Annotated in this window: 24 protein-coding genes; 11 read left to right on the top strand and 13 right to left on the bottom strand. The window is 43.9% G+C overall.

What is annotated here, in order from left to right; all coding sequences use genetic code 11:
* Nucleotides 1-4: 4 nt before the first annotated feature.
* The 4 genes from vmeP to ACWPOD_RS05310 form a co-directional block, all read right to left on the bottom strand.
* A complete protein-coding gene (gene vmeP, locus ACWPOD_RS05295) occupies nt 5-1,147 on the bottom strand; it encodes an efflux RND transporter periplasmic adaptor subunit VmeP (protein WP_005391278.1) in 1,143 nt (380 codons plus the stop codon).
* Between the two features lie 90 nt (nt 1,148-1,237).
* Nucleotides 1,238-2,029: a hypothetical protein gene (locus tag ACWPOD_RS05300; protein ID WP_021450687.1), complete on the bottom strand. Its 792-nt coding sequence runs from the start codon at nt 2,027-2,029 to the stop codon at nt 1,238-1,240.
* 529 nt (nt 2,030-2,558) lie between these two features.
* Nucleotides 2,559-4,718 carry a prolyl oligopeptidase family serine peptidase gene (locus ACWPOD_RS05305; RefSeq protein ID WP_456231632.1) on the bottom strand — a complete coding sequence of 720 codons (2,160 nt, stop codon included), beginning with the start codon at nt 4,716-4,718 and terminating at the stop codon, nt 2,559-2,561.
* Between the two features lie 206 nt (nt 4,719-4,924).
* Nucleotides 4,925-6,496 (bottom strand): ATP-binding cassette domain-containing protein, encoded by a 1,572-nt coding sequence (locus tag ACWPOD_RS05310; protein ID WP_456231633.1) that lies wholly within the window; start codon nt 6,494-6,496, stop codon nt 4,925-4,927.
* A gap of 391 nt (nt 6,497-6,887) precedes the next feature.
* Here ACWPOD_RS05310 and ACWPOD_RS05315 point away from each other — a divergent pair, with 391 nt between their 5' ends.
* From ACWPOD_RS05315 to ACWPOD_RS05325, 3 genes are all read left to right on the top strand, one after another.
* Nucleotides 6,888-7,313, top strand: coding sequence for a universal stress protein (locus ACWPOD_RS05315; RefSeq protein ID WP_005392539.1), 426 nt, complete (start codon nt 6,888-6,890; stop codon nt 7,311-7,313).
* Between the two features lie 167 nt (nt 7,314-7,480).
* Nucleotides 7,481-8,098: an NAD(P)H-dependent oxidoreductase gene (locus ACWPOD_RS05320; RefSeq protein WP_005392538.1), complete on the top strand. Its 618-nt coding sequence runs from the start codon at nt 7,481-7,483 to the stop codon at nt 8,096-8,098.
* Nucleotides 8,095-10,053, top strand: a complete 1,959-nt coding sequence (locus tag ACWPOD_RS05325) for a monovalent cation:proton antiporter-2 (CPA2) family protein (RefSeq protein ID WP_253651306.1) — start codon at nt 8,095-8,097, stop codon at nt 10,051-10,053. The genes ACWPOD_RS05320 and ACWPOD_RS05325 overlap by 4 nt, the downstream gene beginning before the upstream one ends.
* Nucleotides 10,054-10,152: 99 nt before the next feature.
* Here the strand turns inward: ACWPOD_RS05325 and ACWPOD_RS05330 are convergent, their stop codons facing one another.
* Entirely contained in the window at nt 10,153-10,446 is a 294-nt protein-coding gene (locus ACWPOD_RS05330; protein WP_005392536.1) for a hypothetical protein, read from the bottom strand.
* Between the two features lie 245 nt (nt 10,447-10,691).
* Between ACWPOD_RS05330 and ACWPOD_RS05335 the strand changes: the two genes are divergently transcribed.
* Nucleotides 10,692-10,985, top strand: coding sequence for an ArsR/SmtB family transcription factor (locus tag ACWPOD_RS05335; protein WP_047008415.1), 294 nt, complete (start codon nt 10,692-10,694; stop codon nt 10,983-10,985).
* A gap of 108 nt (nt 10,986-11,093) precedes the next feature.
* Here the strand turns inward: ACWPOD_RS05335 and ACWPOD_RS05340 are convergent, their stop codons facing one another.
* Nucleotides 11,094-12,443 (bottom strand): alpha-amylase family protein, encoded by a 1,350-nt coding sequence (locus ACWPOD_RS05340; protein WP_167427664.1) that lies wholly within the window; start codon nt 12,441-12,443, stop codon nt 11,094-11,096.
* Nucleotides 12,444-12,961: 518 nt separating this feature from the next.
* Between ACWPOD_RS05340 and ACWPOD_RS05345 the strand changes: the two genes are divergently transcribed.
* Together ACWPOD_RS05345 and ACWPOD_RS05350 are read left to right on the top strand one after the other, a co-directional pair.
* On the top strand, nt 12,962-13,318 hold the full coding sequence (locus ACWPOD_RS05345; protein ID WP_005392533.1) for a MerR family transcriptional regulator: 357 nt from the start codon (nt 12,962-12,964) through the stop codon (nt 13,316-13,318).
* Between the two features lie 58 nt (nt 13,319-13,376).
* Entirely contained in the window at nt 13,377-13,754 is a 378-nt protein-coding gene (locus ACWPOD_RS05350; RefSeq protein WP_167427665.1) for a carboxymuconolactone decarboxylase family protein, read from the top strand.
* A gap of 82 nt (nt 13,755-13,836) precedes the next feature.
* Here the strand turns inward: ACWPOD_RS05350 and ACWPOD_RS05355 are convergent, their stop codons facing one another.
* Together ACWPOD_RS05355 and ACWPOD_RS05360 are read right to left on the bottom strand one after the other, a co-directional pair.
* Nucleotides 13,837-14,067 (bottom strand): PAS factor family protein, encoded by a 231-nt coding sequence (locus tag ACWPOD_RS05355; RefSeq protein ID WP_005375384.1) that lies wholly within the window; start codon nt 14,065-14,067, stop codon nt 13,837-13,839.
* Nucleotides 14,068-14,351: 284 nt separating this feature from the next.
* Nucleotides 14,352-16,778 carry a M9 family metallopeptidase gene (locus ACWPOD_RS05360; RefSeq protein WP_167427666.1) on the bottom strand — a complete coding sequence of 809 codons (2,427 nt, stop codon included), beginning with the start codon at nt 16,776-16,778 and terminating at the stop codon, nt 14,352-14,354.
* A 448-nt stretch (nt 16,779-17,226) separates the two neighbouring features.
* Here ACWPOD_RS05360 and ACWPOD_RS05365 point away from each other — a divergent pair, with 448 nt between their 5' ends.
* Nucleotides 17,227-18,204 carry a hypothetical protein gene (locus ACWPOD_RS05365; protein WP_167427667.1) on the top strand — a complete coding sequence of 326 codons (978 nt, stop codon included), beginning with the start codon at nt 17,227-17,229 and terminating at the stop codon, nt 18,202-18,204.
* 31 nt (nt 18,205-18,235) lie between these two features.
* Here the strand turns inward: ACWPOD_RS05365 and accD are convergent, their stop codons facing one another.
* Nucleotides 18,236-19,099: an acetyl-CoA carboxylase, carboxyltransferase subunit beta gene (accD, locus tag ACWPOD_RS05370; RefSeq protein ID WP_047008421.1), complete on the bottom strand. Its 864-nt coding sequence runs from the start codon at nt 19,097-19,099 to the stop codon at nt 18,236-18,238.
* 142 nt (nt 19,100-19,241) lie between these two features.
* On the opposite strand from accD, the gene ACWPOD_RS05375 reads away from it, so the two are divergent.
* Nucleotides 19,242-20,141, top strand: a complete 900-nt coding sequence (locus ACWPOD_RS05375) for a LysR family transcriptional regulator (protein WP_167427668.1) — start codon at nt 19,242-19,244, stop codon at nt 20,139-20,141.
* A 139-nt stretch (nt 20,142-20,280) separates the two neighbouring features.
* Here ACWPOD_RS05375 and ACWPOD_RS05380 read toward each other — a convergent pair whose 3' ends face one another.
* The 3 genes from ACWPOD_RS05380 to ACWPOD_RS05390 all read right to left on the bottom strand — a co-directional run bounded on the left by ACWPOD_RS05380 (nt 20,281) and on the right by ACWPOD_RS05390 (nt 23,664).
* Nucleotides 20,281-21,840, bottom strand: a complete 1,560-nt coding sequence (locus ACWPOD_RS05380; RefSeq protein ID WP_048625305.1) for a methyl-accepting chemotaxis protein — start codon at nt 21,838-21,840, stop codon at nt 20,281-20,283.
* Between the two features lie 345 nt (nt 21,841-22,185).
* Entirely contained in the window at nt 22,186-22,536 is a 351-nt protein-coding gene (locus tag ACWPOD_RS05385) for a DUF3147 family protein (RefSeq protein WP_167427669.1), read from the bottom strand.
* A 51-nt stretch (nt 22,537-22,587) separates the two neighbouring features.
* Nucleotides 22,588-23,664, bottom strand: coding sequence for a nickel/cobalt efflux protein RcnA (locus tag ACWPOD_RS05390; protein WP_456231634.1), 1,077 nt, complete (start codon nt 23,662-23,664; stop codon nt 22,588-22,590).
* A gap of 136 nt (nt 23,665-23,800) precedes the next feature.
* On the opposite strand from ACWPOD_RS05390, the gene rcnR reads away from it, so the two are divergent.
* The 3 genes from rcnR to ACWPOD_RS05405 all read left to right on the top strand — a co-directional run bounded on the left by rcnR (nt 23,801) and on the right by ACWPOD_RS05405 (nt 25,621).
* Nucleotides 23,801-24,073, top strand: a complete 273-nt coding sequence (rcnR, locus tag ACWPOD_RS05395) for a Ni(II)/Co(II)-binding transcriptional repressor RcnR (protein WP_046873754.1) — start codon at nt 23,801-23,803, stop codon at nt 24,071-24,073.
* 196 nt (nt 24,074-24,269) lie between these two features.
* Nucleotides 24,270-25,196, top strand: coding sequence for a zinc dependent phospholipase C family protein (locus tag ACWPOD_RS05400; protein ID WP_256949617.1), 927 nt, complete (start codon nt 24,270-24,272; stop codon nt 25,194-25,196).
* On the top strand, nt 25,193-25,621 hold the full coding sequence (locus ACWPOD_RS05405; protein ID WP_167427671.1) for a hypothetical protein: 429 nt from the start codon (nt 25,193-25,195) through the stop codon (nt 25,619-25,621). The genes ACWPOD_RS05400 and ACWPOD_RS05405 overlap by 4 nt, the downstream gene beginning before the upstream one ends.
* A 124-nt stretch (nt 25,622-25,745) precedes the next feature.
* Here the strand turns inward: ACWPOD_RS05405 and ppiC are convergent, their stop codons facing one another.
* Nucleotides 25,746-26,087, bottom strand: a complete 342-nt coding sequence (gene ppiC, locus ACWPOD_RS05410) for a peptidylprolyl isomerase PpiC (RefSeq protein ID WP_074189873.1) — start codon at nt 26,085-26,087, stop codon at nt 25,746-25,748.
* Nucleotides 26,088-26,286 lie beyond the last annotated feature (199 nt).

The raw sequence follows: 26,286 nt of genomic DNA on the forward strand, positions 1-26,286 counted from the left end.
TCACTCAGCCTTGTTCACTCTGTAGTTCAACGTCTTTCACCGTTGCACCCGGACGCACTTTTTGTAGACCATTGACGATGACTTTTTCGTTAGCCGCCAAGCCAGTCAGCACAGCACGTTTCACACCGTAGGTCTGACCGAGTTCAACGTTACGACGTGACACCACGTGATCATCACCAACCACCATGACGTAGTCACCCGCTTGGTCTTGCTGAACAGCCGCCGATGGGATAAGCAAACCATCAATGGTTTTGTTGCGCAACTTGATGGTCAAGTTGCCATATTCACCCGGCATAAGCGCGTAAGTTGGGTTATCGAATTGTGCTTCTGCTCGAATTGAGCCTGTTTCTAAATCGATCTTATTGCCAACGGCGTAGATCTTGCCATCAAGTGGATACAATGAACCGTCTGAAAGCGTCAGTGTTAAATCAACATCCAGTTTGTCATCGTTACGATGAGCCACATCAATGGCACTTCTTACTCGGCGGTAGAGCTTCTCATCCACATCAAAGCCAAAGCGAATTGGGTCGATTTGAGTGATCGAAACAAGAGGAACGAGTTGAATTTTCGAAATACGGTCACCCACTCGGAAGTTGCTGAAACCCACGCGGCCAGAGAAAGGAGCACGCACAGAGCTAAATTCAAGATCGAGCCTTGCTGAAACCAGCGTCGCTTTCGCCTCTTCTACCGAAGCAATCGCTGCGGCGTGCGCAGCAATGGCATCATCGTATTGCTGCTCACTGATGCTTTTATCTTTGATGAGTTTCTTCACACGTTCTGCATCACGCGTAGTTTGAACGAGTTGTGCTTTGGCTTTTTGCAACGACGCTTTTGCATACGCCAGTGCCGCTTTGTAAGGACGGTCGTCGATTTCAAACAGCAATTGGCCTTTTTCGACCATATCGCCATCTTTAAAATGAATCGCGGTTAATTCGCCACCGACTCGAGGCATAATATCAACGTCATTTACCGCTTCAGTTCGACCGATAAAAGTATGATAAGGAGTGATTTTTGTTTCGGTTAGAGTAACGGTTTCAACAGAGGGTGCTTGGGCTGTTTTCGTTGCGATATCGCCAGTTTTGCATCCTGATAGTAATGCAGAAGATATAGCAATAGATACCAACGCAAATTTATATTTGGCTTTCATGATAAACCTACTTTATGTAGAAAGTGCCCTAGCCTAAATGTTTAAATATATGGATAAACACACTTTCTATTCTGGAAATAAACGAGGGAGTTAGAATTGGTAGTTAAATTCGATACGGTGATCACCATCACCGAAATTAACGTGCTCATTCCAGTTTGCAAAGTAACGAATATTTGCGCGAGGATTAATTTGATAAGACAACGCAAACTCATGAGTTAAGATATTATCTTCACCCGCGTAATAAGTATCTTTATATTGACTAGACCCTGACAATGTATGCATATACATTGGGTTGTAGTTAATCCAGATTTTATCGGTTAATTCAATTTTTGAGTACATACCGACAACAGTGAAAGTACCTGGAATTTCATAACCTTTGTCATCACCACTAAAACCATTAGCAATAGTGACACCCGCACCAGCTAAAGGAAATAACTGCAACATGCCAAACTTAGGTAGGCCTTGAATAAAGCTATAAGATGCATCTAATTTATCGTTATCAACATCGTAGTTTACATCCAATTGACGGCCTAGACCTTTTGCGACTTCTACTTGGAAATTACGTAGTCGGAAAGAGTCAATGCTGTCATCAACATTGGCATACATTGGATCGTCATTGTCGCGAATGCCAAATAGCTCACCACCAATGCCTTTCATTTCGATGATGTTCATCGCCATGGTGCCAGGCTGGCTAGATTGGTAAGTTTGACCGATTTTGATGTTCGCGCCTTTGTCAGTAATACCAAAGCCCGCTTGGGTGTAAACCGCAAGTGGGTCAGACATGTCTTGTAGTTCTTCGTCATTATTTGTCTGAGCATAAGCAGAAGACGCGAGTTGAAGGGCTGCTGCCATGATAACAACAGACGGTTTCACTAAATTCATAAAACTGTATCCATTTTAATGATTATAAAATTATTCACGTCATGAGGTCATCATAAATAGCAAGCAACACAACTCGCTTTGGATAATATAAATTATCAAAGCAAATTTAATAATGACGAAACATTAGACGTTTTAATTAAAATAAAATAAAGCGTCGTAAAAGTTCAATCACTGCTACTTATATCTTATATAACTTGAAATTTGGTAAGCTTTACGAAGAAGGGAGTATTAAAACTTATGAAAATTCAATTATCATTAGAGCAAATGATTAATTAAATTTACCATATAAATAAGGAGTGCAATGGTGTTAGGTGATCGCGATCAAGTTTTATTTGTATCGTATATTACTCTTCAGGTAAAGAAGAGAGTTGTAATAAATTGCAAATACCTTAATTTAATTAGCCTTGCGGTCAATTTAGAATAGTTACTCCACAATAAATTGAAAGGAAATCACACTCTGTGATTCCCTTTTATTTTCGAGTGCAAAGAACCAATGCTTTTCGTTAACTAAAAACGCAAACGATTCGCACTATTGCAGTTTCTCTATCCCCATATTGAACAGTGCAAAGCTATAAATATCTGCATTTGTCTCAATTATTTTACGCGTTGGTGTGCCAGCACCATGTCCTGCATTGGTTTCGATGCGAATCAAGGTCGGATTTGAACCCGCCTGTTTTGACTGCAACTCAGCAGCAAATTTGTAAGAGTGAGCAGGAACAACACGATCATCATGATCACCCGTTGTAATCAATGTTGCTGGGTATTCCACCCCCGCTTTTACATTGTGCACTGGCGAATAACCTTTCAGATATTGGAACATCTCTTTACTTTGCTCTGCCGTACCGTAGTCATACGCCCAACCAGCACCTGCGGTAAAAGTATGATAACGCAGCATGTCCAGTACGCCGACTGCTGGCAGCGCCACTTTAAACAGCTCTGGACGTTGCGTCATAACAGCCCCCACTAACAAGCCACCATTCGATCCACCGTTAATGCCTAACTTGTTTGATGACGTTACCTTTTCATCGATTAGGAATTCAGCCGCCGCAATAAAGTCATCAAACACATTTTGCTTTTGCATTTGAATGCCAGCGTTGTGCCACTCTTTACCATACTCCCCACCGCCACGAATGTTCGCTACCGCGTAAACACCACCAAGCTCCAGCCAAGCCGCACGTGTCGGGCTAAAAGATGGTGTGAGGCTGATGTTGAAACCACCATAACCATATAGGATGGTTGGTGCACTGCCGTCCATCGGTGTCCCTTTTTTATAGGTGATGATCATCGGCACTTTTGTTCCGTCTTTTGAGGTGTAAAACACCTGGCGAGATTCATACAAAGCAGGGTCAAATGGCGCTTTAGATTTGTAGTACACCTCGCTATCACCATCTTTGATGTTCAGACGATACGTAGTGCTTGGCATCTTGTAGTTGGTGAAAGAATAGTAGACTTCGGTTTCTTCTTTTTTACCTGAAAAACCGTACGCACTACCAATATCAGGCAGCTTGATTTCACGGATGAGTTTGCCGTTCATGTCGTATTGCTTCACCATCGAGATCGCATCAACAATATAGCTCGCAAACAAATTACCACCCGCGGTAGAAACACGTAACACGTTCTTTGTTTCAGGTATCAAATCTTTCCAGTTTTTGGGCTGCGGCTGACTCGCATCCACCGTCACGACGCGTTTGTTCGGCGCATTAAGGTTCGTAACCAAGTACAGTTTCGTGCCTTGGTTGTCTATTACCCAAGTATCAGAACTGGTGTTATCTAAAATGGTTTTAAGCGGGCTGTTTGGCTTACTCAGATCTTTAAAGAACAGTTTGTTACCCGATGTCGATATGCTGGCTGAGATAAACAAGTAGCGTTCATCTTCCGACGTATAGCCGCCAACATAACGGTATTTCTCTTCCTCAAAGCCGCCGAAAATCAGCTGGTCTTCACTTTGTTTCGTCCCAAGCTTATGAAAGTAGAGCTTGTGTTGATCCGTCTTCGCGGAAAGTTCACTCCCCTTTGGCTTGTCATAACTTGAGTAATAGAAGCCTTGATTGCCGAGCCAACTGATGCCGCTGAACTTAATATCCACCAGCGTTTCGCCGACGGGCTTTTTGGTTTCTGTCTCTAGAACTATGACTTTTCGCCAATCGCTACCGCCTTCCGAAATGCTGTATGCAACTAAAGATCCATCTCGTGAAAAGCTCACTCCCGCTAACGATGTGGTACCATCTTCACTAAAAGTATTTGGATCGAGGAAAATTTCTGCTTCACCATCACCTAGCTGCCGATAAAGCACGTCTTGGTTTTGTAACCCGTCATTTTTGTAGAAGTAAGTGAACTTACCCTCTTTGAACGGTTGGCTTTGTTTTTCGTAATCCATGAGCTTAGTAATGCGCTCTTCAATCTGCTTGCGGTAAGGGATTTTCGACAGATAATCAAACGTCACTGCATTTTGTGCCTTCACCCATTCTGCGGTTTCTGGGCTGAGATCGTCTTCCAACCAGCGATAAGGATCACTCACTTTTGTACCAAAGTAGTCATCGACAACATCCACTTTTTGCGTGGTTGGATACGTGATGGCTTTCGGGTTTACCTGTTCAACCGACGACTGCGCCGCTTCATTTGCATGCGCCACAGACAACACACTTCCGAGTGCGAGAGCCGTTGCGAACGCTAGGGTGTTCTTTTTCATGAAATTCCTTTTTATTTTTCTGTTGTCTTTTTGTGCAATACATCAGAACTCTACTATATATCGACAAAATGAATCTAATTTCATTAAACGAGTTGTGAAAGCCATCCTAACTCCCTCATTTCCTGCCAGTTCTACAAACTAGTAAGTGGAAGTGTAGAACTTGGGAACAACACTGAAGAGCTACGATGGCGTTTACTCTCTTTCGTCTAAGTCAGCTCGATTTGGCGCAAAACCCCAGACTCAGAAGCGAAATCTTGGTCGTGACTAATCAGAACAAATCCACCTTTGTATGTATTTAACGCCTGACTAAGCATTATTTTTGACTCGAGATCGAGATGGTTATCTGGTTCATCAAGCAGCAGCAAAGGCTGGGAGTGTTGATGGCTGACGATCAGCATTGCGAGCTTCATCTTCTCGCCACCGCTTAGTACGCATCCCAACCGAAACACAGCGTCTCGACGAAAACCGATCCCCGCCAGTAAGGTTCTCGCTTCACTTTCCGTCATCTCTTGGCAGGTCTCCATTACGTTCTCAAGTAACGAAAGATTTGGATTCACTGCGCCAAAGTGTTGGTCGAGATAATACAAGGGAGTATTCACTTGCAGCTCACCACTCAGCAACGACAACTCGCCAAGCAACGTCTTTAACAAGGTTGACTTTCCGCATCCATTTTTCCCTTTGAGATGGACTTTGTCGTTCGCAAAAATCTGCAAAGTGATAGGAGTAGAATCCCCAAAAGGCAATATACCTTCTTGTATCGACAACACTTTTTTCGAACGGTTCGGATTATCTGCAAGATAAAGCTTTTGCGCTTTGAGCTGCTCATGTCGCGATTGCAACGCCCGCTCTTTGGCTTGTAAATGCACTTGTCTGAGTTGCTCATTCTTATTGCGATTTGAGGCGCTGGCGGTCGCGCTATCCTTTTTGCCATCAAGCAAAATTTTGGGCTGACTGCCGTCTTTGCGCAGTTTGTTCCCTTGCGCGGCGCGTTGGTCTGCTTTTTCGCGATTTTTCTGGGCTTGCTCAGCTAACCGTTTTTTCTGTTTATCGACCTGCGCTAACTGCCTTTCGACCGCTTGTAGCTCAGTGCGTTTTTGCTCGGCATACACATCGTAATTTCCACCAAAAACCTGTAAGCCTAGGCCCGAGAGTTCCCAAATTTCCTCCATTGCTCGAAGCAGCTCGCGATCGTGACTGATGAGTAAAATCGCGCCACCGAAATGCGTCATAGACTCTATCAACCATTGTTTCGCCTCGGTATCGAGGTGATTGGATGGCTCATCGAGAATCAAAAGTTCCGTTTCGTTTTCAAACAACTGCCATAACTGCAAACGCGCCAACTGACCACCACTGAGCCGAGCACAAGAGAAATCAGGGTCTTGCGGTAAGCCCATCGCAGCAAGCTGCTGTTTGAGTTTCAGTTCAATATCCCACTGTTCGCCAACCAGTTCGAACCAATGCTCAGAAACATCACCTTGTTCAATCTGCTTTAAAGCATGTAAGACCGAGTCTGTTCCCAGAAACTGGGCGATCGATTGCTGACCTGAAAGAAGATCAGACGGCTGCTGGCGATACATCATGAAAGAAGAGGGAGAAGTCACAACACCGCTGGCAGGTTGAGTTTCGCCCGCCAAAATGGAAGCCAAAAGCGACTTACCGATGCCATTGCGCCCAACCAAACCAACACGTCGTTTAGTCATGGAACAAGAAATAGACTGGAATAGCGTCTCGCCATTATCAAACTGATGGCTAACATTAAAAGCTTGTAAAACTGGCATAATTTGCCTCCTGTATGACAGGGACAACAGCCGTAGCTATGATTTGAGATTGAAACAAAACGCGTGCACAAACGCATTAAGCTTTATGTACAGCTCGACGATAAACGTCAAATCAAAAAGTCGTCTTGTTGCAAAGAAATATCGGAAAGTGAGCTACGCCTACTAACCCTGCAGATCCAAAAAATAAGTAAAAATATGGATAACAGGTTTAGTTCTTCATGTTGGCGTAATCTCCTAGAGAAATGATTTGCGAAGTTTAGCGGGTTTTCTGACTAAAAAGCAAGCAGCATTATTTATCAAAACTTTGAACGATTTCGAGATCTTATCTACACAAATTTTGCCCAAGCCATACTATGCTTACAGTAAAGCTAATCCACATAAGGGCGTGGTAATGAAATACAAACATATCCTTGTTGCACTCGAACTGTCCGATGAGAGCACTGTTCTGATCGACAGAGCCGTAGCGATGGCTAACTATCTCGACTCCGATATTTCATTCATCCATATTGATGGAACTCACGGGGAAATTTATCGTGAGCTCGTAGACATTAAAGAGAACCCAGACCAAAGGCCGCTGAATGAGCACTCTATGGAATGTTTGAGAACATTCAGTGAGTACATGGATTATCCACTCAAACACTTCTTCGTGGGTACTGGTGATTTAGCCGATAAGCTCGAAATTACCATCAAAGAGCAAGAAGTGGACTTGTTGATTTGTGGACATCATCAAGATTTCTGGAGCAAAATCATTTCCTACTCAAGACATCTTATCAACAAGTCACCAGTCGATATTTTAGTCGTTCCTATTCATGATTAATTAGAATTTGACGCTTGCCAAAACCACCAACTTATTTGGTGGTTTTTTATTGATATTGAAACAGCTTAAGCACTTTTCCAAGCTAGCTTGACGGCCATTTATGAGTTACATTTTCTAACCAACCTGCGCTCCTACCGGGCATGGTTATTTAGATAGCAAGGATCCTTATGGCGAATAAAAAAGTATTAATTCTCTTTGCTCATCCTTCCCAGCATCGTTCAGAAGTGAATACTCCACTTTTCAAAGAAGCTCAAAAAATTGAAGGCGTGACATGTGTTGATCTCTATGGTGAATACCCTCGTTTCGATATCAATATCGACCGTGAACAACAACGCTTGCGTGAGCATGATGTAGTGGTTTTTCAATTCCCACTATATTGGTATTCAACCCCAGCAATTTTAAAAGAGTGGCAAGATCTGGTTTTGGAGTATGGCTTTGCTTACGGCACTGAAGGAACCGAACTACAAGGTAAAACCATGCTGTGCGTGCTTTCGGCCGGCGGCAAGGAAGAAGCCTATAAAGCCGAAGGCTACAACCATTTTACGATTCGGGAACTGCTCGCTCCTATCGAGCAAATGTCAGCGCTCACGGGTATGCACTACATTGCGCCTCTTGCTTTGTTCGGCGCACGTACAGCCGAAGAAGAAGGACGAATTCCCCGTCATGTCGAACGGTACAAAAGCCTGCTAACAGCATTAGTCGAAGATAGACTGGATGTTGAAGCAGCTGCGTCATTAATCAAACTCAACAGCGCACTTCCGAAGCTCATCAAGGAGGCTTCATGACAGGGATATTCTTACAAGCCTTCGTGTATTTGATTGCCGCTGTGATTGCGGTACCACTTGCCAAGCGTTTAGGGCTCGGTTCCGTTTTAGGTTACCTCATCGCTGGTGTGGTAATTGGTCCAATTATCGGTTTAGTCGGTGAGGAAACAACGACAATTCAGCATTTTGCCGAATTTGGCGTGGTGATGATGCTATTCCTAGTGGGATTAGAGCTAGAGCCTAAAATGCTCTGGTCAATGCGAAATCGTTTAATGGGCTTAGGCGGTCTTCAAGTTGGCGGTACCATCGCGGCGATTATGGGTATTGCCCTGTACTTTGAGCAGCCTTGGACCATTGCCTTAGCCATCGGTTTGATTTTCGCCCTCTCTTCTACCGCGATTGTTTTGCAAACTTTTAGCGAAAAAGGGTTAACGAAGACAGAAGGCGGACAAAACGCGTTCTCTGTTTTGCTTTTCCAAGATATCGCTGTTATCCCGATGTTGGCCTTTATTCCATTGTTGGCACTGCCGGAGTTAGTCGAACAAGCACAAAATGCTGTTCAAACTGCTGCTCAGCATCATGACGATTTAAACCTCGTGGCAGATTTACCGGGCTGGGCGTACGGAATAGTCATCACAGCATCGATTGCGATTGTTGTCGTTGGTGGTCACTTTTTAAGTCGACCTCTGCTGAGCTATGTTGCTAGCTCTGGGCTGCGTGAGATTTTTACCGCCACCGCATTGATGCTGGTGATCGGCATCGCAGCACTGATGAGTTTAGTGGGCTTGTCTCCAGCTTTGGGAACCTTCTTGGCCGGCGTTGTATTGGCGAACAGCGAATTCCGTCACGAGTTAGAATCCAATATCGAACCATTTAAAGGGTTGTTGCTAGGTCTGTTCTTCATCACCGTCGGCGCAGGGATCAATTTCTCGGTTCTATTTGGTGACTTCTGGTTGATCATGGCACTGACCATTAGCGTGATGGTATTGAAAGCCTTGGTGCTGTTTATTCTCGCGCTGATATTTAGAGTGAAAGGCAGCAACCGCTGGCTGTTTACCTTAAGCTTGGCTCAAGCGGGTGAATTTGGTTTTGTGTTGCTAAGCTTCTCTGTGCAAAACCACGTCATTCCGTTTGAACTCTCGCAAACTCTTGCGCTGGTTGTTGCTATCTCAATGTTCTTAACGCCAGGCTTGTTCATTCTATTTGACAAATTAATACTGCCGCGTTTTGAAACCCAATCAAACGAAAGAGAAAGCGATACGATTGAGGAAAAAGGCACAGTAATCATCGCTGGTATCGGCCGCTTTGGTCAGATTGTTAACCGCTTGCTTGTTTCTAATGGTGTAACAACAGTGGTGCTCGATCACCAAGCCAACCAAGTCGATAACATGCGCCAGATTGGCACTCGCGCTTATTTTGGCGATGCGACTCGACCAGATATGCTGCACACTGCAGGCATCGAGCATGCGGCTGCGTTGGTCGTCGCAATTGATAACCAAGAATCGAGTGTGGAATTGGTGAAGTACGTCAAACACACGTACCCCAAAGTAACGGTGATCGCACGCGCCTTTGACCGTGGTCACGGCTATCTATTGCGTCAAGCTGGGGCTGATATTATTGAATCGGAAACCTACCATTCCGCATTGGAGATGGGCGGTCACACGATGAAAGCACTTGGTATTCATCCCTTCTTTGTTGAGCAGCAAAAAGCGACATACAAGCGTGTTGAAGCACGCAAGTCCGAGATACTCTACAAAGCTTGGGAAGATGATTCTGAAGGCGAACGTTATGACAACAATTTCCGACAACTGTTTATTCAGTTAGAGGAAAAAATGGCGGAAGAGATGCAAAAAGATCGCCATGACAAACTCTCGCGCTCAGAACGTGGTTGGACGCCACCGCCGAAAGGTTACGCCGATGACTTCAATGAAGATAACGTTCAAGAACTAACACCGCCGAGAGAAGAGCCGCTCTGACGGTAACTTGCTCAATATTAAAAACCTCCCGTTTGGGAGGTTTTTCTTTTTCAGTACCGAGTCACATGCCGTGCAGGATAAAATGATCTTCTCACGAGATTACATAAGATCATTCATTAAAATCTCATACTCTTCGTTTGCTTCTTCCACTAAGTGAGAAAGCTCTAACGCATCAGTAACTGCAAGATTGAACTGCCACGGAGTTGTGTCTTCTTTACCACAGATTCGAGTTTCACACCCACGGCTCTCAAAAGACAAATCATCAAACTCTGTGGTATGGCGCTCTTGAAGTTCTACAATCTCAACTTCTAATTTACCGACAGGGTTAACTTTAACGTGAGCATGTAAATCTGAACTGTTAGACAAACAATAATCTCTATGAACCGCAATCATGGCCGCCTCCTTGGTCTGCCAACTGACAACTCACCCATGAGTGTAGACGAGGGAGTTTGAACGTGGGGTGAAATAATAATGAAGATTGATCTGTCTCATTGGAGTAGACAATTATTGTTGTGCTGGTATGAGCCGGTATGAATCTCATCTGATTTAAATCGTTCCTAGATCACAAGAGTTGGCATTTACCGAGACTTTCCCTATTATCGAAACAAATTTACTGTAGTCATTCTTTAGAGGTCAGTATGGAGCTTGAAGCCGTCGCTAAAGCACTAAAAGAGTTAGGTCATCCTACTCGTTTAAGTATTTACAAAGAAGTTGTCAAAGCTGGATACAAAGGTATCGCGGTAGGCGGCGTACAAGAAAAGCTTGGCATTCCTGCTTCCACTCTCTCTCATCATATTTCTAGTCTAGCCTCAGCCGGGCTTATCACCCAACGTCGTGAGGGGCGAACCCTTTTTTGCGTTGCAGAGTACCAATGTTTAGATGATGTGATCGGCTTTTTAAAGGCTGAATGTTGCGTTAATGAGTGCTCATAACCTCATAGCAGAGGCGAAAGACTTCGGTTTTACATTAGACTTTACCCGTTCTTGAATGACCGCCGACAAACATAAACACCGAGCTCGCTAAGCTCGGTGTTTTATTTTTTAGTTTTCGACGAGCAACATTGAGGCTTTAGGTGGCACAATTAACTTACCGTCAGATGGAACGTCCTGCTCCGTCATCAAATCCACCCAGTCGCCATCCATTTTCAATGCCAAAGACTGCTGACGCTGCGATTTATTAAGCACGACAATGCCTTTGCTCCCTCGCTTAAGTACCAGCATATCATCGTTACCTTCAAGAACACTCATCGACTCGCCATGCGTCATATTATGGAATTGGATCATTTTCGCCATTCGCGGATCGTTCCATGCGCCTTGCCATCTTGGCTTGCCATTTTTATCTGTAATACCGCTAGTGTTTAAGTCGGTATAAACCAATGGCACACCACCATCGCGGCCTAGAATGTAGGCATAAGCTAACCATTCATTTTCCTCATCCATGATCAGATCAAGAAAAACGTCATTGTTAGGAATGTCATGCGTGACAACAAATGTAATCGCGCGACCGGGCGAAAGGGCCTGACCGAAACAGTATGGGTCAATCAACGACTTGAAACTGCCCTTTTTAGCGAACGCCTTAAAAATGGTCGAGAACAACGGGAAATCATAAGCGCCTAAGCGAGTTTCCTGTAAATACGGCTCAAGAAACAACTGATACTCTTCCTCTGTCGCACCGCCATCGGTAATAATTTCGCCAAATATATGCACATCGCGCGTGATGTCGTCTGTCCAAACACGTTTAAGATGCTCTAGCGTCATGTGTTTCGCGGCATCAATACGAAAACCTTTCACACCAATGGCTTTCAATGCTTTTAGGTAAGCGCGTTGCTGCTCAACGACATGGTCACAAACACGGAGGGTTGGCAAGCCAGGATCGGTTGGTCCACCTGTGATGCGTCCATTTTGTACCTGCCATTTATCTTTCCAGTCTTTAATACCGAATGCTTCAACAAAGTCCTCTTCATCAAAAAGCGGTTGAGATAAGTCGCCAAATAACGTTAGCGACTGATATTTCTGTTTGTTTTGTTGGTATTCCTCCAGGACCTCTTGCCTTGGGTATTGGAGGTCTCGGCGAAGGTGGGCCTCATTTGCCATATGGTTAAACACCACGTCAGCGTAAACCCACACGCCAACTTGCTCCAGTTCACGAACCATACGGATAAAGTCTTTGGTATCACCCAACGCATTGTCGATGACACGGTAATCTTGAGGTTGATAGCGCTGCCACCAGCGATCATCCTGGGCGCTTTTCATTGGTGGCGAAACCAGCACGGAGCCGTAACCTAGCTCGTGGATTTCTTTTGCTCGTTGGGCAATGTCAGCATACTTCCAATCAAACGCATGTAAGATAACATTCGCACCGAATGATTGTATTTCCTGTGAGCCACTCATGTTGTTCTCCTACTCGTTTTCACTCACGATTACTTGTTTGCATTTTTTTGTGAGTGAATTCAATAGTCGAAATTATAAGAGCTATTCATCAGACGCCCTCACCCTTTTCGCCCTAACTCAAGGCTGAAAATGAAGGCGTAGTGACTCCTCCATTGCCCAAGTAGAAACGGCTCTGGACGTAAACGAGTAGATGACATTCAAGCACACCGCACATAAAACAAACTAAATCATTGTTTTGTATTGCAAAAAATTGCATTCAAAATATATAAAAGAAAATGCCCGGGTACGCCCTAAAGGAGGCCAAAGACTAAAAACAGCCAAACCACTCTATTGAGTAACTAATTTTTAATAAAGTGAAACTGGCAGGTGGATCACGTTTGGCGCGTATTCAAAACAGCCCCCTTCTGCGTATCCCACCTTAAAACATGGAAGATTACCGTTTGTATCTATCCCGAAATGACTTCAAAATGCGGAACTTAGCTTATGCCTATTGGTATGAATTACCTTGGAGGGTAATCATGAATATCAAAGAGTTTTCTAGCCTCGTCGGCTTGTCTGCTCATACACTTCGATACTATGAAAAAATTGGCTTACTTAAACATGTCCATAGAAACGCGAGTGGGCATCGAGTGTATAGTGCGAAAGATCTAAGCTGGATTAGCTTCGTAAAGCGATTAAAAGAAACTGCAATGCCGCTTGAAGAGATTCTGGAATATGCAAAATTAAGGGAAGTCGGCTCAGAGTCTGTACGACAACGCCAAGCCTTGCTAGAGCAACACCAAGAAAACCTCAAGCTCCACATTGAACAGCAGCAAAAGCACTTAACGGCTCTAGAAGAAAAAATTGCCTTGTATAAAAGCGGAAAAGTTCGTTGACTTAGAGTTAACTCTAAGGATTAAGGTATGTTTGCATTTATTCACTAGGAACATATCGATGGAACAATCACGCTTTAACAAAGGATTAGAACTACTCTCTCACATTGATGGCGACGCTGGTCATAACGTCATCGAAAGCTTACAAGATATTTGCCCAGATTTAGCTCAGTACACCATTGAGTATCCGTTTGGCGATATTTATGCACGCCCAGGCTTAGACCTAAAATCGAGAGAAGTCTCAACCGTCGCCGCGCTAACGGCAATGGGGAATTGTACACCACAACTGAAAATACATCTCAATGCAGCACTGAATGTAGGCTGCAGCGAGGCTGAAATTAAAGAAGTCATCTTACAGATGTCCGTCTACGCAGGGTTTCCAGCGGCATTAAACGGCATGTTTGCCTTCAAAGAAGTGCTAGCGGAAAGAGCAGAGTAATCACGACGTTGAAATCAATTTAAAGGCAATTAAATTAAAAACGGCCCTTGGGGATCGGGCCGTGATTTAAACAACGAGTGAATTAGCGCTCAGGGGTTTCAAGCAGTTTAACCGCGCAATCTACCGCGTTGTTAATGCCTTGACTACTCTCCAACTTGCCTGAACTTGCAGGACCAAGGGCACAAGAATACAAAGCCAGCTGCTTATCGAACGGCAGATCCAACTGTTCATATAGATTTTGTCGGATTCTTGCATGTTGTTCTGGTTCTTGGTTAGCAAGGCTAATCAACGTTTCATAAATAAGCGTTTTCATGTCTTTCCCTTTTCACTTTATTGCACGGGGTGCATATATATTGTATCCGTTTGGAAAGCACAAATCAGAAGCTAGGTCACAGAACGCGTCGCTAAAAAAGTTTATGTGCACGGTAAATTGTAATACAAACCTAAAGCCGTTTAGAAAAAGAGCAAAGGATAACTCGATAAATCAGCCGATTAACTAGCATTCGCCGCTGTTTGATCACAATAGCGTCCGATACAAACAAAAACGCCGCTCAATGAGCGACGTTTTTATCTCGATTTCAGCTAATCAAGCATGTTTTAGTTGAAGTGCACTAACATTTCAACGTCATCACCTTGTTCTGGTGCTTGAAGAGAGAAGTGCACATAACCAGCTTCAGTAACAGGAATCGCAAGGTATTCGTTGCTACCTGCATAGTTGGACACGTACTCGTGTTGCTCAACCGTAGGCCAATGCTCTCTGCTGGCGTATAGATCGACATTACCCGTTTGAGAGTGAGCCGTTAGCCATACACGAATCTCTTCAACACCTTCAGGTACATACACTGCCGCATAACGCTGCTTGTGAACGGTCAGCATTTTTGCTTCACCAGACTCTAGTACCACCGGTGCCAAATCGTCTTGCACTTGTGTTGGCGGTGTTTGCGCTTCAACGTCTAAAGCAGCCACAAGATTCACAGAGTCATAGCTATCACGGCCAGTTAAACTGATGTAGTAACGACCCGCTTTAACGTAACCATCTTGCTCTGGTTCAAACACAATCTCTTCATTGCTGCCATCAGCATATTGACTCATTTCGAAATCATAGTAATGCGCGACTTTGTTGTAGCTCATGTAAAGATCCGCATCACCCGCGCCCTCAATAGATACATTGAAGTTAACGGTGTTGGCTGGAACATCAACGTAGAACAGTTTTTCGCTGTATGCTTCGCCACTGAGTTGAATGCTTTGGTTCGCCGTCAATTCAGTCACTTGTGCTTCAGGTTCTGTTGGTTCTATTGGCTCTTCTGGGTCAGTACCTGGTTGCTCTGGCTCCACTTCTAACGTATCCAACCAGCGTTCAAACTCTGCGTCATATTGTTGACCTAATGTCGTCACCTGTTGCGCCCACTGTTCAAACTGACCAGTGCGCGACAACGCCAACAAGCTTTCTACGTCTTGCGGATGATTTTCCAGCATGAATCGAACGGCCAAGTAACCCCAACGATAGATACGATTAGTATCGTGAGAATATGTGGTATCAAACACAGTTGAAAGGCTCAATTTACCGCCTGCAATCAGTTCGATCGCAGCTTGGTAGCCTTGTTTGTAATGCATGTATTCAGCAAAACCTTCCAGCCACCACACGATATGACCGTGGGCTAAGTTATCACTGAATGAGCCGTACTGGTTAAATCGCGCGTCCAAATAGTGCGTGTACTCATGCTCTAGATTCAAAATCGATAAATCTTCGCCATTCGCATAGCGATAAGCCACGAAACGGGCGGTATTGTCCGCTTTTGATGGATTCCCTTCAAGGTACTGACCACCGTTGTCCGTTGTATTACCAAACAGGAACGAAGAATAATCAACGTAGCTGTCGTTACTAGCAAACACCGCCACCTCAACACGGTCATTCAAGTCATCAGCGACAGGTTGATTGCCCGTATTCGCCACTTGATGGAAGTCGGCTTCTTTCGCAGCCAGCACTTCACACGCTTTCGCAGCTTGAGCATCGGTCAGATCTTCAGAGCGAATGATGGCAGGTCCCTGACACTCAAAACGATTTGGCATCACGCGCGCTGCTAGATCTTGCTTCGCTTGATCTAGGTCCAGACCGTTTAAACCTTCAGGTGCGTAGTAGCTCATCATCTCTATGGCAGCAAGCCACAGTTTGTCATGCTCACTACCCAGTGGATAACGCTGCATCACTTGTTGCATCACAGCCAAGGCTTTGCGTTTGGTCTCCTGATCTGGGCTCGCAAGCAAACGACCAGTTTCACGTAATGCATTGAAAACAATAAAGCTCGCATCCGTATCCAATGCCCAAGCGTTATCAGATGCGAATCTCGCTAATGTATCAATATGGTGAGTATTGTTTGCCATGTAGCGGTAGAACTCATCGTTTGCTACATGACCTGCCATAGAACGGAACAGGTTGTTTAAACCATCGACCCATTGCGTGTCCTGCGCGGTTTCACGGTTAAAGTGCATCAACGCGGCCATCATGCTATCCATGGTCAGCGGCAACTGCTTCACGTTATCAACCATCAAAGTCAAGCTCTTCATTGCGCCAACTTGTTCACGGCCTTGATCCAAAGCATGAGGGTTGTTAAGGAATAGGTTCGTCGACTGAGCAAAACGCTGACTCAACGCTTCTGAAAACTCAGGTGTACCTGTGCCAGCATTGTAACGAACGTAGTATGCAGCACGAATAAACTCGCCCAGATTTTCTAGAACACGAGCTTGCTCTGCTTCTCCACGATAGCGTGCAATTTCTTGATCCAACGCGACTTGGATACGGCTTAAGCTCGCTTCGCTGTAAATATCGTTCAGCGTTGCGGAAGGAGCTGAAAACCAAGCGTGGTAGCAATCATACTCAGCACCAGAAACGGCAGCAGCCAAGTCTCTCGATTGTTGTAAATCAGCAACAGCGCACTGGTTTTGTGCAAAAGAGAAGCTAGACACACTCGCTAGCATACAAGCAAGCGCCAAACGATGGCGCGGGAAAAAACGGATATGAGACATAACAACACTCATTGATTATTAACATACATGGAGTGGGGGTTTATATTCTTTACAGCTCAAACAGTGAAATCAGTGTCATAAAATTTATGAAATCGCTCCCAAAAATAGGCTTTTTACTCTAAATTTATGGGATCAATCCCAACCCAAGATTTCTCACAATTATCAATAAAAACATTAATTTACCTTTTTCTAAATAACGACTTTATGAGGAAAATTGCCCTTAAACGCCCCCCTTAACTCTTCCAGATAGAGTTCACGACAATCAAAGGTTCTAAATTAAATTTTGATGCTTGATACCATCTATTTTTATTTGTGACTCATTCCCAATAAGTCATCGAGTGCATATCAAAAGGTTGGCATTAATGGTAAATTCTCCGCCAAATCAAACACATTTACTCCTCGAGTCATTGATGAGTGAATAAAGCAGATATTTGGCTAGGGATAATACATGTCACTTTGGGGATTTTTGGGAGCGGGGATTGCCTACTTCATGACAACGTTTGCCTTTGTTTTTGGCGGCATTTTTTGGTTATGTGCTGAAGGTAATACATTAAGAGAAACAAAGCGCCAATCATCAATAATGTCCGGGGTTATTGCTTGTACTATTGGAACTTGGGTGCTTGCTTTTGGTGTTTACGTTTACGGTTACTTTTGGGATAACTCTTCTCACTATTATTTTTATTTGCTCGCTCCATGGGGACTTGCCATTTTTGGGGTAAAACTTCGTAACCGCAGGGTTAAGCAATACGCGCGTGTAAAACACGCAAAAGAAGAACAGTGGCAAAAGCGCTGGCGAGAATTATTAGGGGAAGATACTGAAGATCTTCCACCATATCCACATGATTACGAGCTCTACTCGGGCATTTGGCAAGCCAATGAAGCGCTCCGAGAACAGTGTTTTTCAGCCCTTCCTCACGGGAAAGCAGTCTACGAGAGAGTGAAAGCCTTCCAAACGATGGCATCCCCCGCTGGTGACATAAACAATCAAGTTTTGCTGAGTAAACTCGATCAACTAGAGGATGAAATCATTCAAGTTCTTGAGCAACACTCGCAAAAGAAAGTAAGCATTAAAACTGGCTCAGGTACTTTACGCAAAGAGTCAAAACGCAATGTTTATCGCCATGAGAATGGCCCAACAGAAGATCAACTGTGCGACTCAATCAATCTCCAACATGATTTGGATCGAGAGCTACGCAACATTATCTATGATCGGCTCGGTTACGATGGCGAAGATGAGTACTTTTTCCTCCGAGCGCCACTCGAAGAGCTTACCGAGAATGAAACCGCAATCAACTGGATGCTCTGGGGTTTAGTAAGCGACCATTTTGCTGTTGACCCATACCAAACGGCGTTGGATCTCAGCCTAATGAATGCGGAACCAAGATGGGGCCAAAATGAACGGTTTGTAATGATTACGGCTCAATAAACGCAAGTACTAAGTCTAACTTTAATACAACCTATTCTGAGACCACCCTCGCGTTGGTTAACTTAGCCAATAAGCCGCCAACGCGATCACGCATTTCACGTCTGTCCACAATCATATCTAATGCGCCATGTGCCAATAAAAACTCACTTCTTTGAAACTCGTCTGGTAGCTTTTCACGTACCGTTTGTTCAATAACACGCCTTCCCGCAAAGCCGATGCTTGCTTTAGGCTCACCAATATTGATGTCTCCCAACATGGCTAAACTCGCCGAGACGCCACCATAAGTTTGGTCCGTCAATACTGAGATATAGGGTAATCTGTGCTCAGATAAATGGTTTAACGCGGCGCTGGTTTTTGACATTTGCATTAGTGCTACCAAAGACTCTTGCATGCGCGCCCCTCCGCAAGCAGAAAAACACACTAGCCCAGATTTTGTATTAATCGCAGTTTCAACGGCGCGGACAAATTTCTCGCCAACCACCGCCCCCATCGAGCCAGCCATGAAAGAGAATTCAAACGCACAAGCTACAACAGGCAAGCCTAGCAACTTCCCCTGCATCACAACCAAGGCATCTTTTTCTCCAGTCGTTTTCTGCGCGATGGCAATTCGCTCTTTATATCGCTTTAAGTCTTTAAAACCCAAAATATCCTGCGGTTCCAACTCACTTGCCAACTCTTGCTGTGTTCCATGATCCAGAAAAGTGTTCAACCTTTGACGTGCAGCCATTCTCATGTGATGAGAGCACCTAGGACATACTTCCAAATTCTCTTTTAATGCCGCGCGATAAAGTATTTGTTCACATTCAGGGCATTTTGTCCAAACGCCCTCAGGAATAGACGCTTTGCGCGAACCTATTATATTCTTATTCTCAAATAACCTTTCTAGCCAACTCATGAGTACCTCATTATTGATCACCTCGTAGCACGACATCTGCATCGTTTGCCCGCTCTGACTGTTAAATAAAATTGTATGCAACTCAGTCTGAGGATAAAGTGCAATATGCTGGCTTGATAATCCAATAAAGTGGGACAATAGAATGTTTGATAACGTCGACCAAATCTGGTTAAAAAGTTTTCACTGTGTGTATGAAAACAACAGCTTTAAGCGAGCCGCTGAGTGTTTGAATATACCAACATCGAATGTCAGCCGACATATTGCCCTGCTTGAAGAAAAGTTAAACATCAGGTTGTTCAATAGAACGACAAGGCGAATGACGCCTACCGAGGCTGGAGAAGAGCTCTATAGCAGCACTCGTCCATTATTGGAACAACTCAACAACGCGCTAGAAACCGTGACTCGCCACTCGCACACTGTAACGGGAGAGCTACGTATTCTTATGCCAGACACACCTGTACTGGCCAAAGCGCTTGTCACCTTTTGCACGCAATACCCGTCAATCTCTTTGTCTTGCGATACAACGCTAAACCCAAAAGATGAGGTTATTGATAGCTTTGATGTCATTTTGAGTTTTCATAGAGGGACTTTGTCTGACAGCAATTGGGTAGCAAGGGAAATAAAACGCTGGCCCAGCGCTATTTTGGCTGCGCCTCAACTGCTTAATAAGTGCGGCCGCCCTTACAAAATTACGGATTTAAATCATGTTCCCTGTATTACGACACTTACTGCTGTAAATGGCGCTCCCTGGGTGTTTAAAAACCCCGACGGAGGTCATATTACGCAAACAGTACAATCATCGTTCAAAGTAAACAGTGGTCATCTCGCTAAATCTGGCGCGTTATCAGGGCTTGGATACGCAATACTTCCAATAGAGTCATGCAAAGACGAGATCGAGAGCGGCAAGCTTGAAGTCATCCCTCTAGAATACGAACCTGAAGATTTAGTGCTTTATGCGTTTTACTCTTCTAGAAAGCACTTAGCCAAGAAAACCTCTATGTTTGTTGAGCACTTAAAACAACTCGCGAAACTTAACGCCTAGTTAATCACTAATCATTTATCCCAATAAATATAAAAACTGGCATAGTAGAGCAATTCGACATGAGATTTTCTCAAATAAAAAAGCCAAAAAGCCAGCAATCGAGATTTACTGGCTTTTGCAAAAGGATTTCCGTTGGCGTTTAAATTCTAAACGCTCCTACGTGACGATCGAGAGTTCTCGATAATTCCGCAAGTTGTTGACTTGATTCTTCCAATTGCTCACTCGCCGTTAGCGCGTTTTTCACGGAGTGACTGACGGTATCCATATTCATGTTAATTTCATTTGCTACCGTCGATTGCTGTTCTGTTGCCGTTGCCACCTGAGTATTGATATCCAAAATGGTGGTCACTTGATCTGCAATAGCCTCTAGTGCTTGTCGAGCGAGCTCCGTTTCTGCAGTGCCTTCTTCAATTAGGGTTCTACTATTACTCATTGAATTAACCGCACTTTGGGCTTCGGTTTGCAACTGATGGATCATGTTGTCAATTTCATCAGTGGACTGAGCCGTTTTAGTTGCAAGATTACGAACCTCGTCTGCCACTACGGCGAAACCTCGTCCGGCATCACCGGCGCGCGCTGCTTCAATAGCGGCATTTAACGCTAGTAGGTTAGTTTGCTCAGAGATCCCTCTAATGACTTCGAGAATACTACCAATCGACTGAGTGTTGTCCGCAAGGCTTACGATAATATTGGAAGTACTGTTCATCTCGTTTTCAAGATTCGTCATCGCCGTCTTGGTGCGTTCTAGCGTCTTGTAGCCATCTTGAGTCTCATTACTTGCCGTACTCGCAGCACTCGCTGCACCAGCAGCATTTGACGCAATTTCGTTGACGGTCGCGATCATTTCGTTCATAGACGTGACAACCAGCATGGTTTGCTCATTCTGCTCCTGCCCTCTTGCAAGCGCTTGTTGAGATTGTCCACGCAGCGCGACAGCGGAACCATTCAGCTCTACACCAGTATTTACAACTTGTGTAATGATTTCATGTACCTTGCCAACAAACACGTTGAACGCCGAAGAAATTTGTGCGACTTCGTCATTACCTTTTGCTGGTAAACGAACCGTTAAGTCTCCGTCACCTTTCGAGATGTCTTGCAACGCCTCCTTAAGCGCAGATAGCGGTCGCATCAGCTTGTTGAGTAGCAGCGATAGAGCCAAAACACACAGAACGAAGATCACCACCATGGAAATCAGTTGGGAAGTAATAATTCCATTCGTCGCTTGGCTTACTTCTGTAATAGGAATACCAATATCAAACGTGCCGTACAACTGACCATTCACGTAGATCGGCGCCATGATATCAAACACCCACACTTTCTGGACATCGGCATACCACTTTGAATACTGTTGTACACCTTTGGTTGCACCTTCAACGGTGTAGTTATCATTGTAGGTTTTATTTAGCTTTTGCTTATCACTGTGAGCAACCGCCGTCACATTGCGATCAATTACGACTGCATAGCTTACGTCTGAACGTTGTTTCAAACCCTCAACGAGCGATTGTAAGTCTTGCATTGGATTGGCTGAGTTCTCCAAAATATAACTTGCATTTCCTGCTAAAAACTCAGCTTGAACTTGGGATTTGTTTAAGATGATGTCATCGATTTTCTGACTCGAAATTAGGTACGTTGATGCCATACTTGCCACGACAGCAATACCAAACATGGCGCAAACGGCTAATAAGATGATTCTTTTCATTTTAATTGTCTCGGTACAATTCAATGTGATGCTCACGACAGAGCGTTAAGCCTTTCGCCTCTTATAACCAACACAAACTGTATTTTTAGCCTGTCTGGCAAAGCTAGACGTAACTTTGTAGCCACTGTATCTGCCTGATTACCGATAACTTTAGAATGAAGGAAGAAAAGTCTTCAAAACGTCACATTTCTACGAGGTTTGACTGAAAAACAAGAGAGTAATCGATAACTTCAAGTAAGCGGCCACACTAGCATCGAGAGTTAAAAAAAGAGTTCTAGTTAGAGCCTTGAAAATATAAATAAGCGAGCGCTTCGACCTATATTCTTACAATTCTCCTTTGCTCAATTAAGTGAATTCTATTCCAAACTCTTTAATAACGATGGTCACAATGAAGAAACAAACGATTGAAATAATGGCGCAAATTCCCAAAGAGAACCAAAACGAATATCGGCTCAGTAAGAAAGGAAAAACTAGAAACATCGGCAATGTAGGCAGTACATACCAAAAAGTATAAAACGCGTGGTTCGCGAGCTTTTCCTGACCTTGCCCTTCAATATACATCCAAATTAAAGCTAAAATAGTGACCGTCGGGAGCGCGGCAATCAGCGCTCCCGCTTTATCACTTCTCTTGGCAACTTCAGATATCAGCACCACTATTCCTGCGGTTAACGCGTACTTAGTAATCATCCACAACATGAAAGAGCTACCTTTAATAAACAAAAAGCGACGTAATAATTACAACAGAGCTTAGCTCATTAACGTCGTAAACCCGTGCATGCCCATATACATACCAACGGCACTAATCAAGATCCCCGATAGATAAGGTGCACGACGAGCCACATCGTTCAAACCACTCCACTTCGATGTTGCTTTTTGAACGCCCACTGCCGCGACAACACCAACCGCAACTAAAGTTAACGCTAGACCAATACTGAACGACACCACCAAGGTTGCACCAAGTGTCATGGCCTTAAGTTGCAAACAAATGAGTAAAACAGTGACCGCCGCCGGGCATGGTATTAACCCACCAGTCAAACCAAACAGAAGTATTTGTCCATTGGTAACATCTCGATCGCCAAAGCGCTTTTGAATATCTAGAGCGTGAGCACGCTCATGAGCATCTTGGTACTCTTTATTCTCACTTTCCGAATGGGAATCCGCATGAAAATGCACCTCGAAATCGTGGGTGTGATCATGGTGCCCGACCATCAATGTGACGAAAAAATCATCAGAGGCTTCAATACAGGAGGCAGATTCCAAATAGCCATCGCGCTCAATAAAGTGATAAATATCAGAAGGCTGTCTGATTGCGTTGGGTAGCACTAGTTTAACGTTTTCAGCCGTTAAAGGCTTACCGTTAAGTGTGCGTAACTGAAAACGGCAGTGATGCCCTTCTTCTACGATAGAAAGCGATAGATGCCCATGACCAGTATCGACAACTTGCGTTCTCCAGTCTCGAGCTTGCTTATGAGCTTTGTGCCAAGCTCGCTCATCACTCCACGTTCTCCAGAACATCCATAAACCCGTCGAAACGATAATCACCCCAGAGATAAACTGCATCCATGGCTCCGCAGCTTCTGCAGTAAATCTTTGACTTATATACATCCCACCCGCAGCAATTATCCATACGATCGCCGTATGGGAAAGCGTTGCAGCCAACCCCAACATCACCGCCTGCTTCACTGTTCCTTTTACGGCCACAATAAACGCGGCCATCATCGTTTTTGAATGTCCTGGCTCTAATCCATGTAACGCTCCTAATAAAATGGCGCTGGGTATAAAAAACCATCCGTTACCTTGTTGTAATAATGTGACGAAATCCATTGTTATTCTCAATATGCTCTTCTAAAGTTGCCCTAAACTATACTCCCCCCTAGTATTTAATGCTACCCCCCAGTATAAGATGAGTGCTACATTATCAGTTAGAATCTCGCAGTCAGTAACTTAAAGAAGATAAGTCATGTCCCATACAACCAGAGATCAAAAGAAGCTCAATACCCGTGTCAGCAAAATACAGGGTCAGGTGAATGGTCTTAAAAAAATGCTGGAAGAAGAACATGAGTGCCAAGATGTGTTGCAGCAGATTGCTGCAATTCGAGGGGCTGTAAATGGCTTAATGAAAGAGGTGATCAAAGGCCATCTCATCGAACACGTCGTATTGGAGGAAGAATTAGAAAAGCGTGAAGCTGATATGGAAGTTGTACTTAAAGTGTTGGACTCCTATATCAAATAACACGATTTCATTAATTTTTTGAAGTGCCATTATCGATTTTCATTAAAATAGATAACGCAAGTCCTAAGGCGATAATTTGCAAATGCCTCGCTCGATATCCAATACATAAACATTTATTTTTATAAGACTCGAGTCGCAACGAACATATTGCCTGCATAGTAAACTCCATGCATTTAAACTGTACATGGAGGTTACTATGCCTGGTGCTTTCGCACATATCACAGCGGTAAATGAAGCTTCTGCTAATAATGCATTGATGAAGTTAAACATACCTCGAGAAGCAAAAAAGGCTTTAGCTCAAAATAAACGGTATTTAGAGCTCGGTTGTGTAAGCCCCGACTATCCTTACCTTGCTCTAATGAGTTCTGCGCAAAATAAGTGGGCAGATAAAATGCATTACAACCACGTTGGTAAGCTAATTGATGCTCTTATTCAACAGGTAAAAGCCGAAGATAACGAACACTTTGAAAAAGCCTTCTCATGGTTATGTGGCTTTGTAGCACATGTAGCAACCGATATTACTCTTCATCCTGTTGTTGAATTAAAAGTGGGCCCTTACGCAGAGAACGCCCAGCACCACAGAATTTGCGAAATGCACCAAGATGCTTATATTTGGCCATCCAGGATGCAACTCGGAAGTATTGGCCTTGCAGATAGAGTAAGAGAAAACATCGGCAGTTGTGTGGACCAGAGTAACAACAACCTAATAGATCCAGTTATTCGTACTATTTGGTCTAGTGCCCTTTCAGCTACTTACCCTGAATATGCTAAAGAATGCGAACCTGACGTAAACGTCTGGCACGAAGGATTTCAATCCATTGTGGATAATGCTGAGGAGTCGCATCGCTTATTTCCTTGGGCGAGGCATGTGGCTTCCAAGCTAGGGTTAACTTACCCGCTTCCAAACGAAGTTGACTCTACTTATATTCAAGATTTAGAAACGCCAGATGGTATTAAGCACTACGATGAAATTTTTGATAAGGCGATTAAGACAATCCAAATATTTTGGGAAAAGCTGGCAGCTACCATTTATGAAAACCAAGATACTGGCTTTTTTGAAAATTGGAATTTAGACACTGGCCGAAATGAAAACGGACAGCTTAGTGCTTGGGGAAATCTATGAAGCTAATCATCGTTATCACCCTTCTTCTCTCATTGACTTCTTGCGCCACCAAATCTCAATATTCTGAAGAAGTCATGTTTGATATGGCCTCGATTTTAAAAGATGTAGCCCAAGCTGTTGACGGTGAGCTCAAGTTTGGAGACACAGCAGGACTAACAGAGAAAGAAATATTCGAAAATGCGATGTCAGCTAATCCAGCTCAAATCACCAAACTCTCACAGTTAGCTATCGATGGAAACATTTCTAATTATCGAATTCTTTCAGAGTTTCAAGATAATAATGCAGTTATGTTGATATGTGACGGGGATACAGCATTAATGGAAGATGCAGGTTGCAACTCAGAATTTGATAAGATCTATTGGGACTCCCCAAAACCTTACTCATGCCAAATCAAACTTGATGCGGCGGCTATTTGTACTGATTAACAGTAGGGAAAATAGAGGAAATTTATGAGTAATACATGGCTTTAACTTATGCCTGTCATGTATTACTCACAATATGCAGAAACAGGTAATATTTAAAAAGCTCAAGCTTACCTGTAAGAAATCACTACGTTCTGTAAAGCACTTTTACAACATGCCAGCCGAACTTGGTTTTGACTAGATGTGGCGTCAGAACCTCGCCAGAAAAGCACACTTTGTCGAACTGAGGTACCATTTGACCACGGCGGAACTCACCAAGATCACCACCGCGCTTACCTGACGGGCAAGTGGAATACTTCTTCGCTAGTGTCTGAAACTTTGCGCCTTTTTTCAGTTGCTTGATAATGTCTTCTGCTTGCTCTTTGTGCTTCACAAGAATATGTAATGCGGCTGCTGTATTTGCCATTGATCTATCTCTCACTATTCTGGTCGCGCAAGTGTACCCAATCCCTTTTAACACGCCAAACATTTCTTGTTTATACCTAGGCGGCTTCAAGGTTCAAATACATGGGACTATCAAACTTTCGGCATAACACGATTAAAATACAACCAAGTTTTGCTCAGTTAATCACTATTCTTTAAGAGATTGTCTAAAAAGCTCACATTTGTCTCTCCGATGGTTGAAGCCTTCGTCTGATAAGATTAGATTAGACACAATTCGGTGGTAT

It is taken from the genome of Vibrio sp. JZG120 (genome assembly GCF_053890955.1).

Excerpts from the sequence above, each read along its gene's own strand:
- vmeP (WP_005391278.1), bottom strand. The coding sequence starts at position 1,147 with ATGAAAGCCAAATATAAATTTGCGTTGGTATCTATTGCTATATCTTCT.
- ACWPOD_RS05365 (WP_167427667.1), top strand. The coding sequence starts at position 17,227 with ATGTCACTTTGGGGATTTTTGGGAGCGGGGATTGCCTACTTCATGACA.
- ACWPOD_RS05305 (WP_456231632.1), bottom strand. The coding sequence starts at position 4,718 with ATGAAAAAGAACACCCTAGCGTTCGCAACGGCTCTCGCACTCGGAAGT.
- ACWPOD_RS05405 (WP_167427671.1), top strand. The coding sequence starts at position 25,193 with ATGAAGCTAATCATCGTTATCACCCTTCTTCTCTCATTGACTTCTTGC.
- ACWPOD_RS05375 (WP_167427668.1), top strand. The coding sequence starts at position 19,242 with ATGTTTGATAACGTCGACCAAATCTGGTTAAAAAGTTTTCACTGTGTG.
- ACWPOD_RS05325 (WP_253651306.1), top strand. The coding sequence starts at position 8,095 with ATGACAGGGATATTCTTACAAGCCTTCGTGTATTTGATTGCCGCTGTG.
- ACWPOD_RS05400 (WP_256949617.1), top strand. The coding sequence starts at position 24,270 with ATGCCTGGTGCTTTCGCACATATCACAGCGGTAAATGAAGCTTCTGCT.
- ACWPOD_RS05320 (WP_005392538.1), top strand. The coding sequence starts at position 7,481 with ATGGCGAATAAAAAAGTATTAATTCTCTTTGCTCATCCTTCCCAGCAT.
- ACWPOD_RS05385 (WP_167427669.1), bottom strand. The coding sequence starts at position 22,536 with ATGTTGTGGATGATTACTAAGTACGCGTTAACCGCAGGAATAGTGGTG.
- ACWPOD_RS05350 (WP_167427665.1), top strand. The coding sequence starts at position 13,377 with ATGGAACAATCACGCTTTAACAAAGGATTAGAACTACTCTCTCACATT.
- ACWPOD_RS05330 (WP_005392536.1), bottom strand. The coding sequence starts at position 10,446 with ATGATTGCGGTTCATAGAGATTATTGTTTGTCTAACAGTTCAGATTTA.
- ACWPOD_RS05355 (WP_005375384.1), bottom strand. The coding sequence starts at position 14,067 with ATGAAAACGCTTATTTATGAAACGTTGATTAGCCTTGCTAACCAAGAA.
- ACWPOD_RS05345 (WP_005392533.1), top strand. The coding sequence starts at position 12,962 with ATGAATATCAAAGAGTTTTCTAGCCTCGTCGGCTTGTCTGCTCATACA.
- ppiC (WP_074189873.1), bottom strand. The coding sequence starts at position 26,087 with ATGTTTGGCGTGTTAAAAGGGATTGGGTACACTTGCGCGACCAGAATA.
- rcnR (WP_046873754.1), top strand. The coding sequence starts at position 23,801 with ATGTCCCATACAACCAGAGATCAAAAGAAGCTCAATACCCGTGTCAGC.
- ACWPOD_RS05300 (WP_021450687.1), bottom strand. The coding sequence starts at position 2,029 with ATGAATTTAGTGAAACCGTCTGTTGTTATCATGGCAGCAGCCCTTCAA.
- ACWPOD_RS05380 (WP_048625305.1), bottom strand. The coding sequence starts at position 21,840 with ATGAAAAGAATCATCTTATTAGCCGTTTGCGCCATGTTTGGTATTGCT.
- ACWPOD_RS05310 (WP_456231633.1), bottom strand. The coding sequence starts at position 6,496 with ATGCCAGTTTTACAAGCTTTTAATGTTAGCCATCAGTTTGATAATGGC.
- ACWPOD_RS05390 (WP_456231634.1), bottom strand. The coding sequence starts at position 23,664 with ATGGATTTCGTCACATTATTACAACAAGGTAACGGATGGTTTTTTATA.
- ACWPOD_RS05360 (WP_167427666.1), bottom strand. The coding sequence starts at position 16,778 with ATGTCTCATATCCGTTTTTTCCCGCGCCATCGTTTGGCGCTTGCTTGT.
- ACWPOD_RS05315 (WP_005392539.1), top strand. The coding sequence starts at position 6,888 with ATGAAATACAAACATATCCTTGTTGCACTCGAACTGTCCGATGAGAGC.
- ACWPOD_RS05335 (WP_047008415.1), top strand. The coding sequence starts at position 10,692 with ATGGAGCTTGAAGCCGTCGCTAAAGCACTAAAAGAGTTAGGTCATCCT.
- accD (WP_047008421.1), bottom strand. The coding sequence starts at position 19,099 with ATGAGTTGGCTAGAAAGGTTATTTGAGAATAAGAATATAATAGGTTCG.
- ACWPOD_RS05340 (WP_167427664.1), bottom strand. The coding sequence starts at position 12,443 with ATGAGTGGCTCACAGGAAATACAATCATTCGGTGCGAATGTTATCTTA.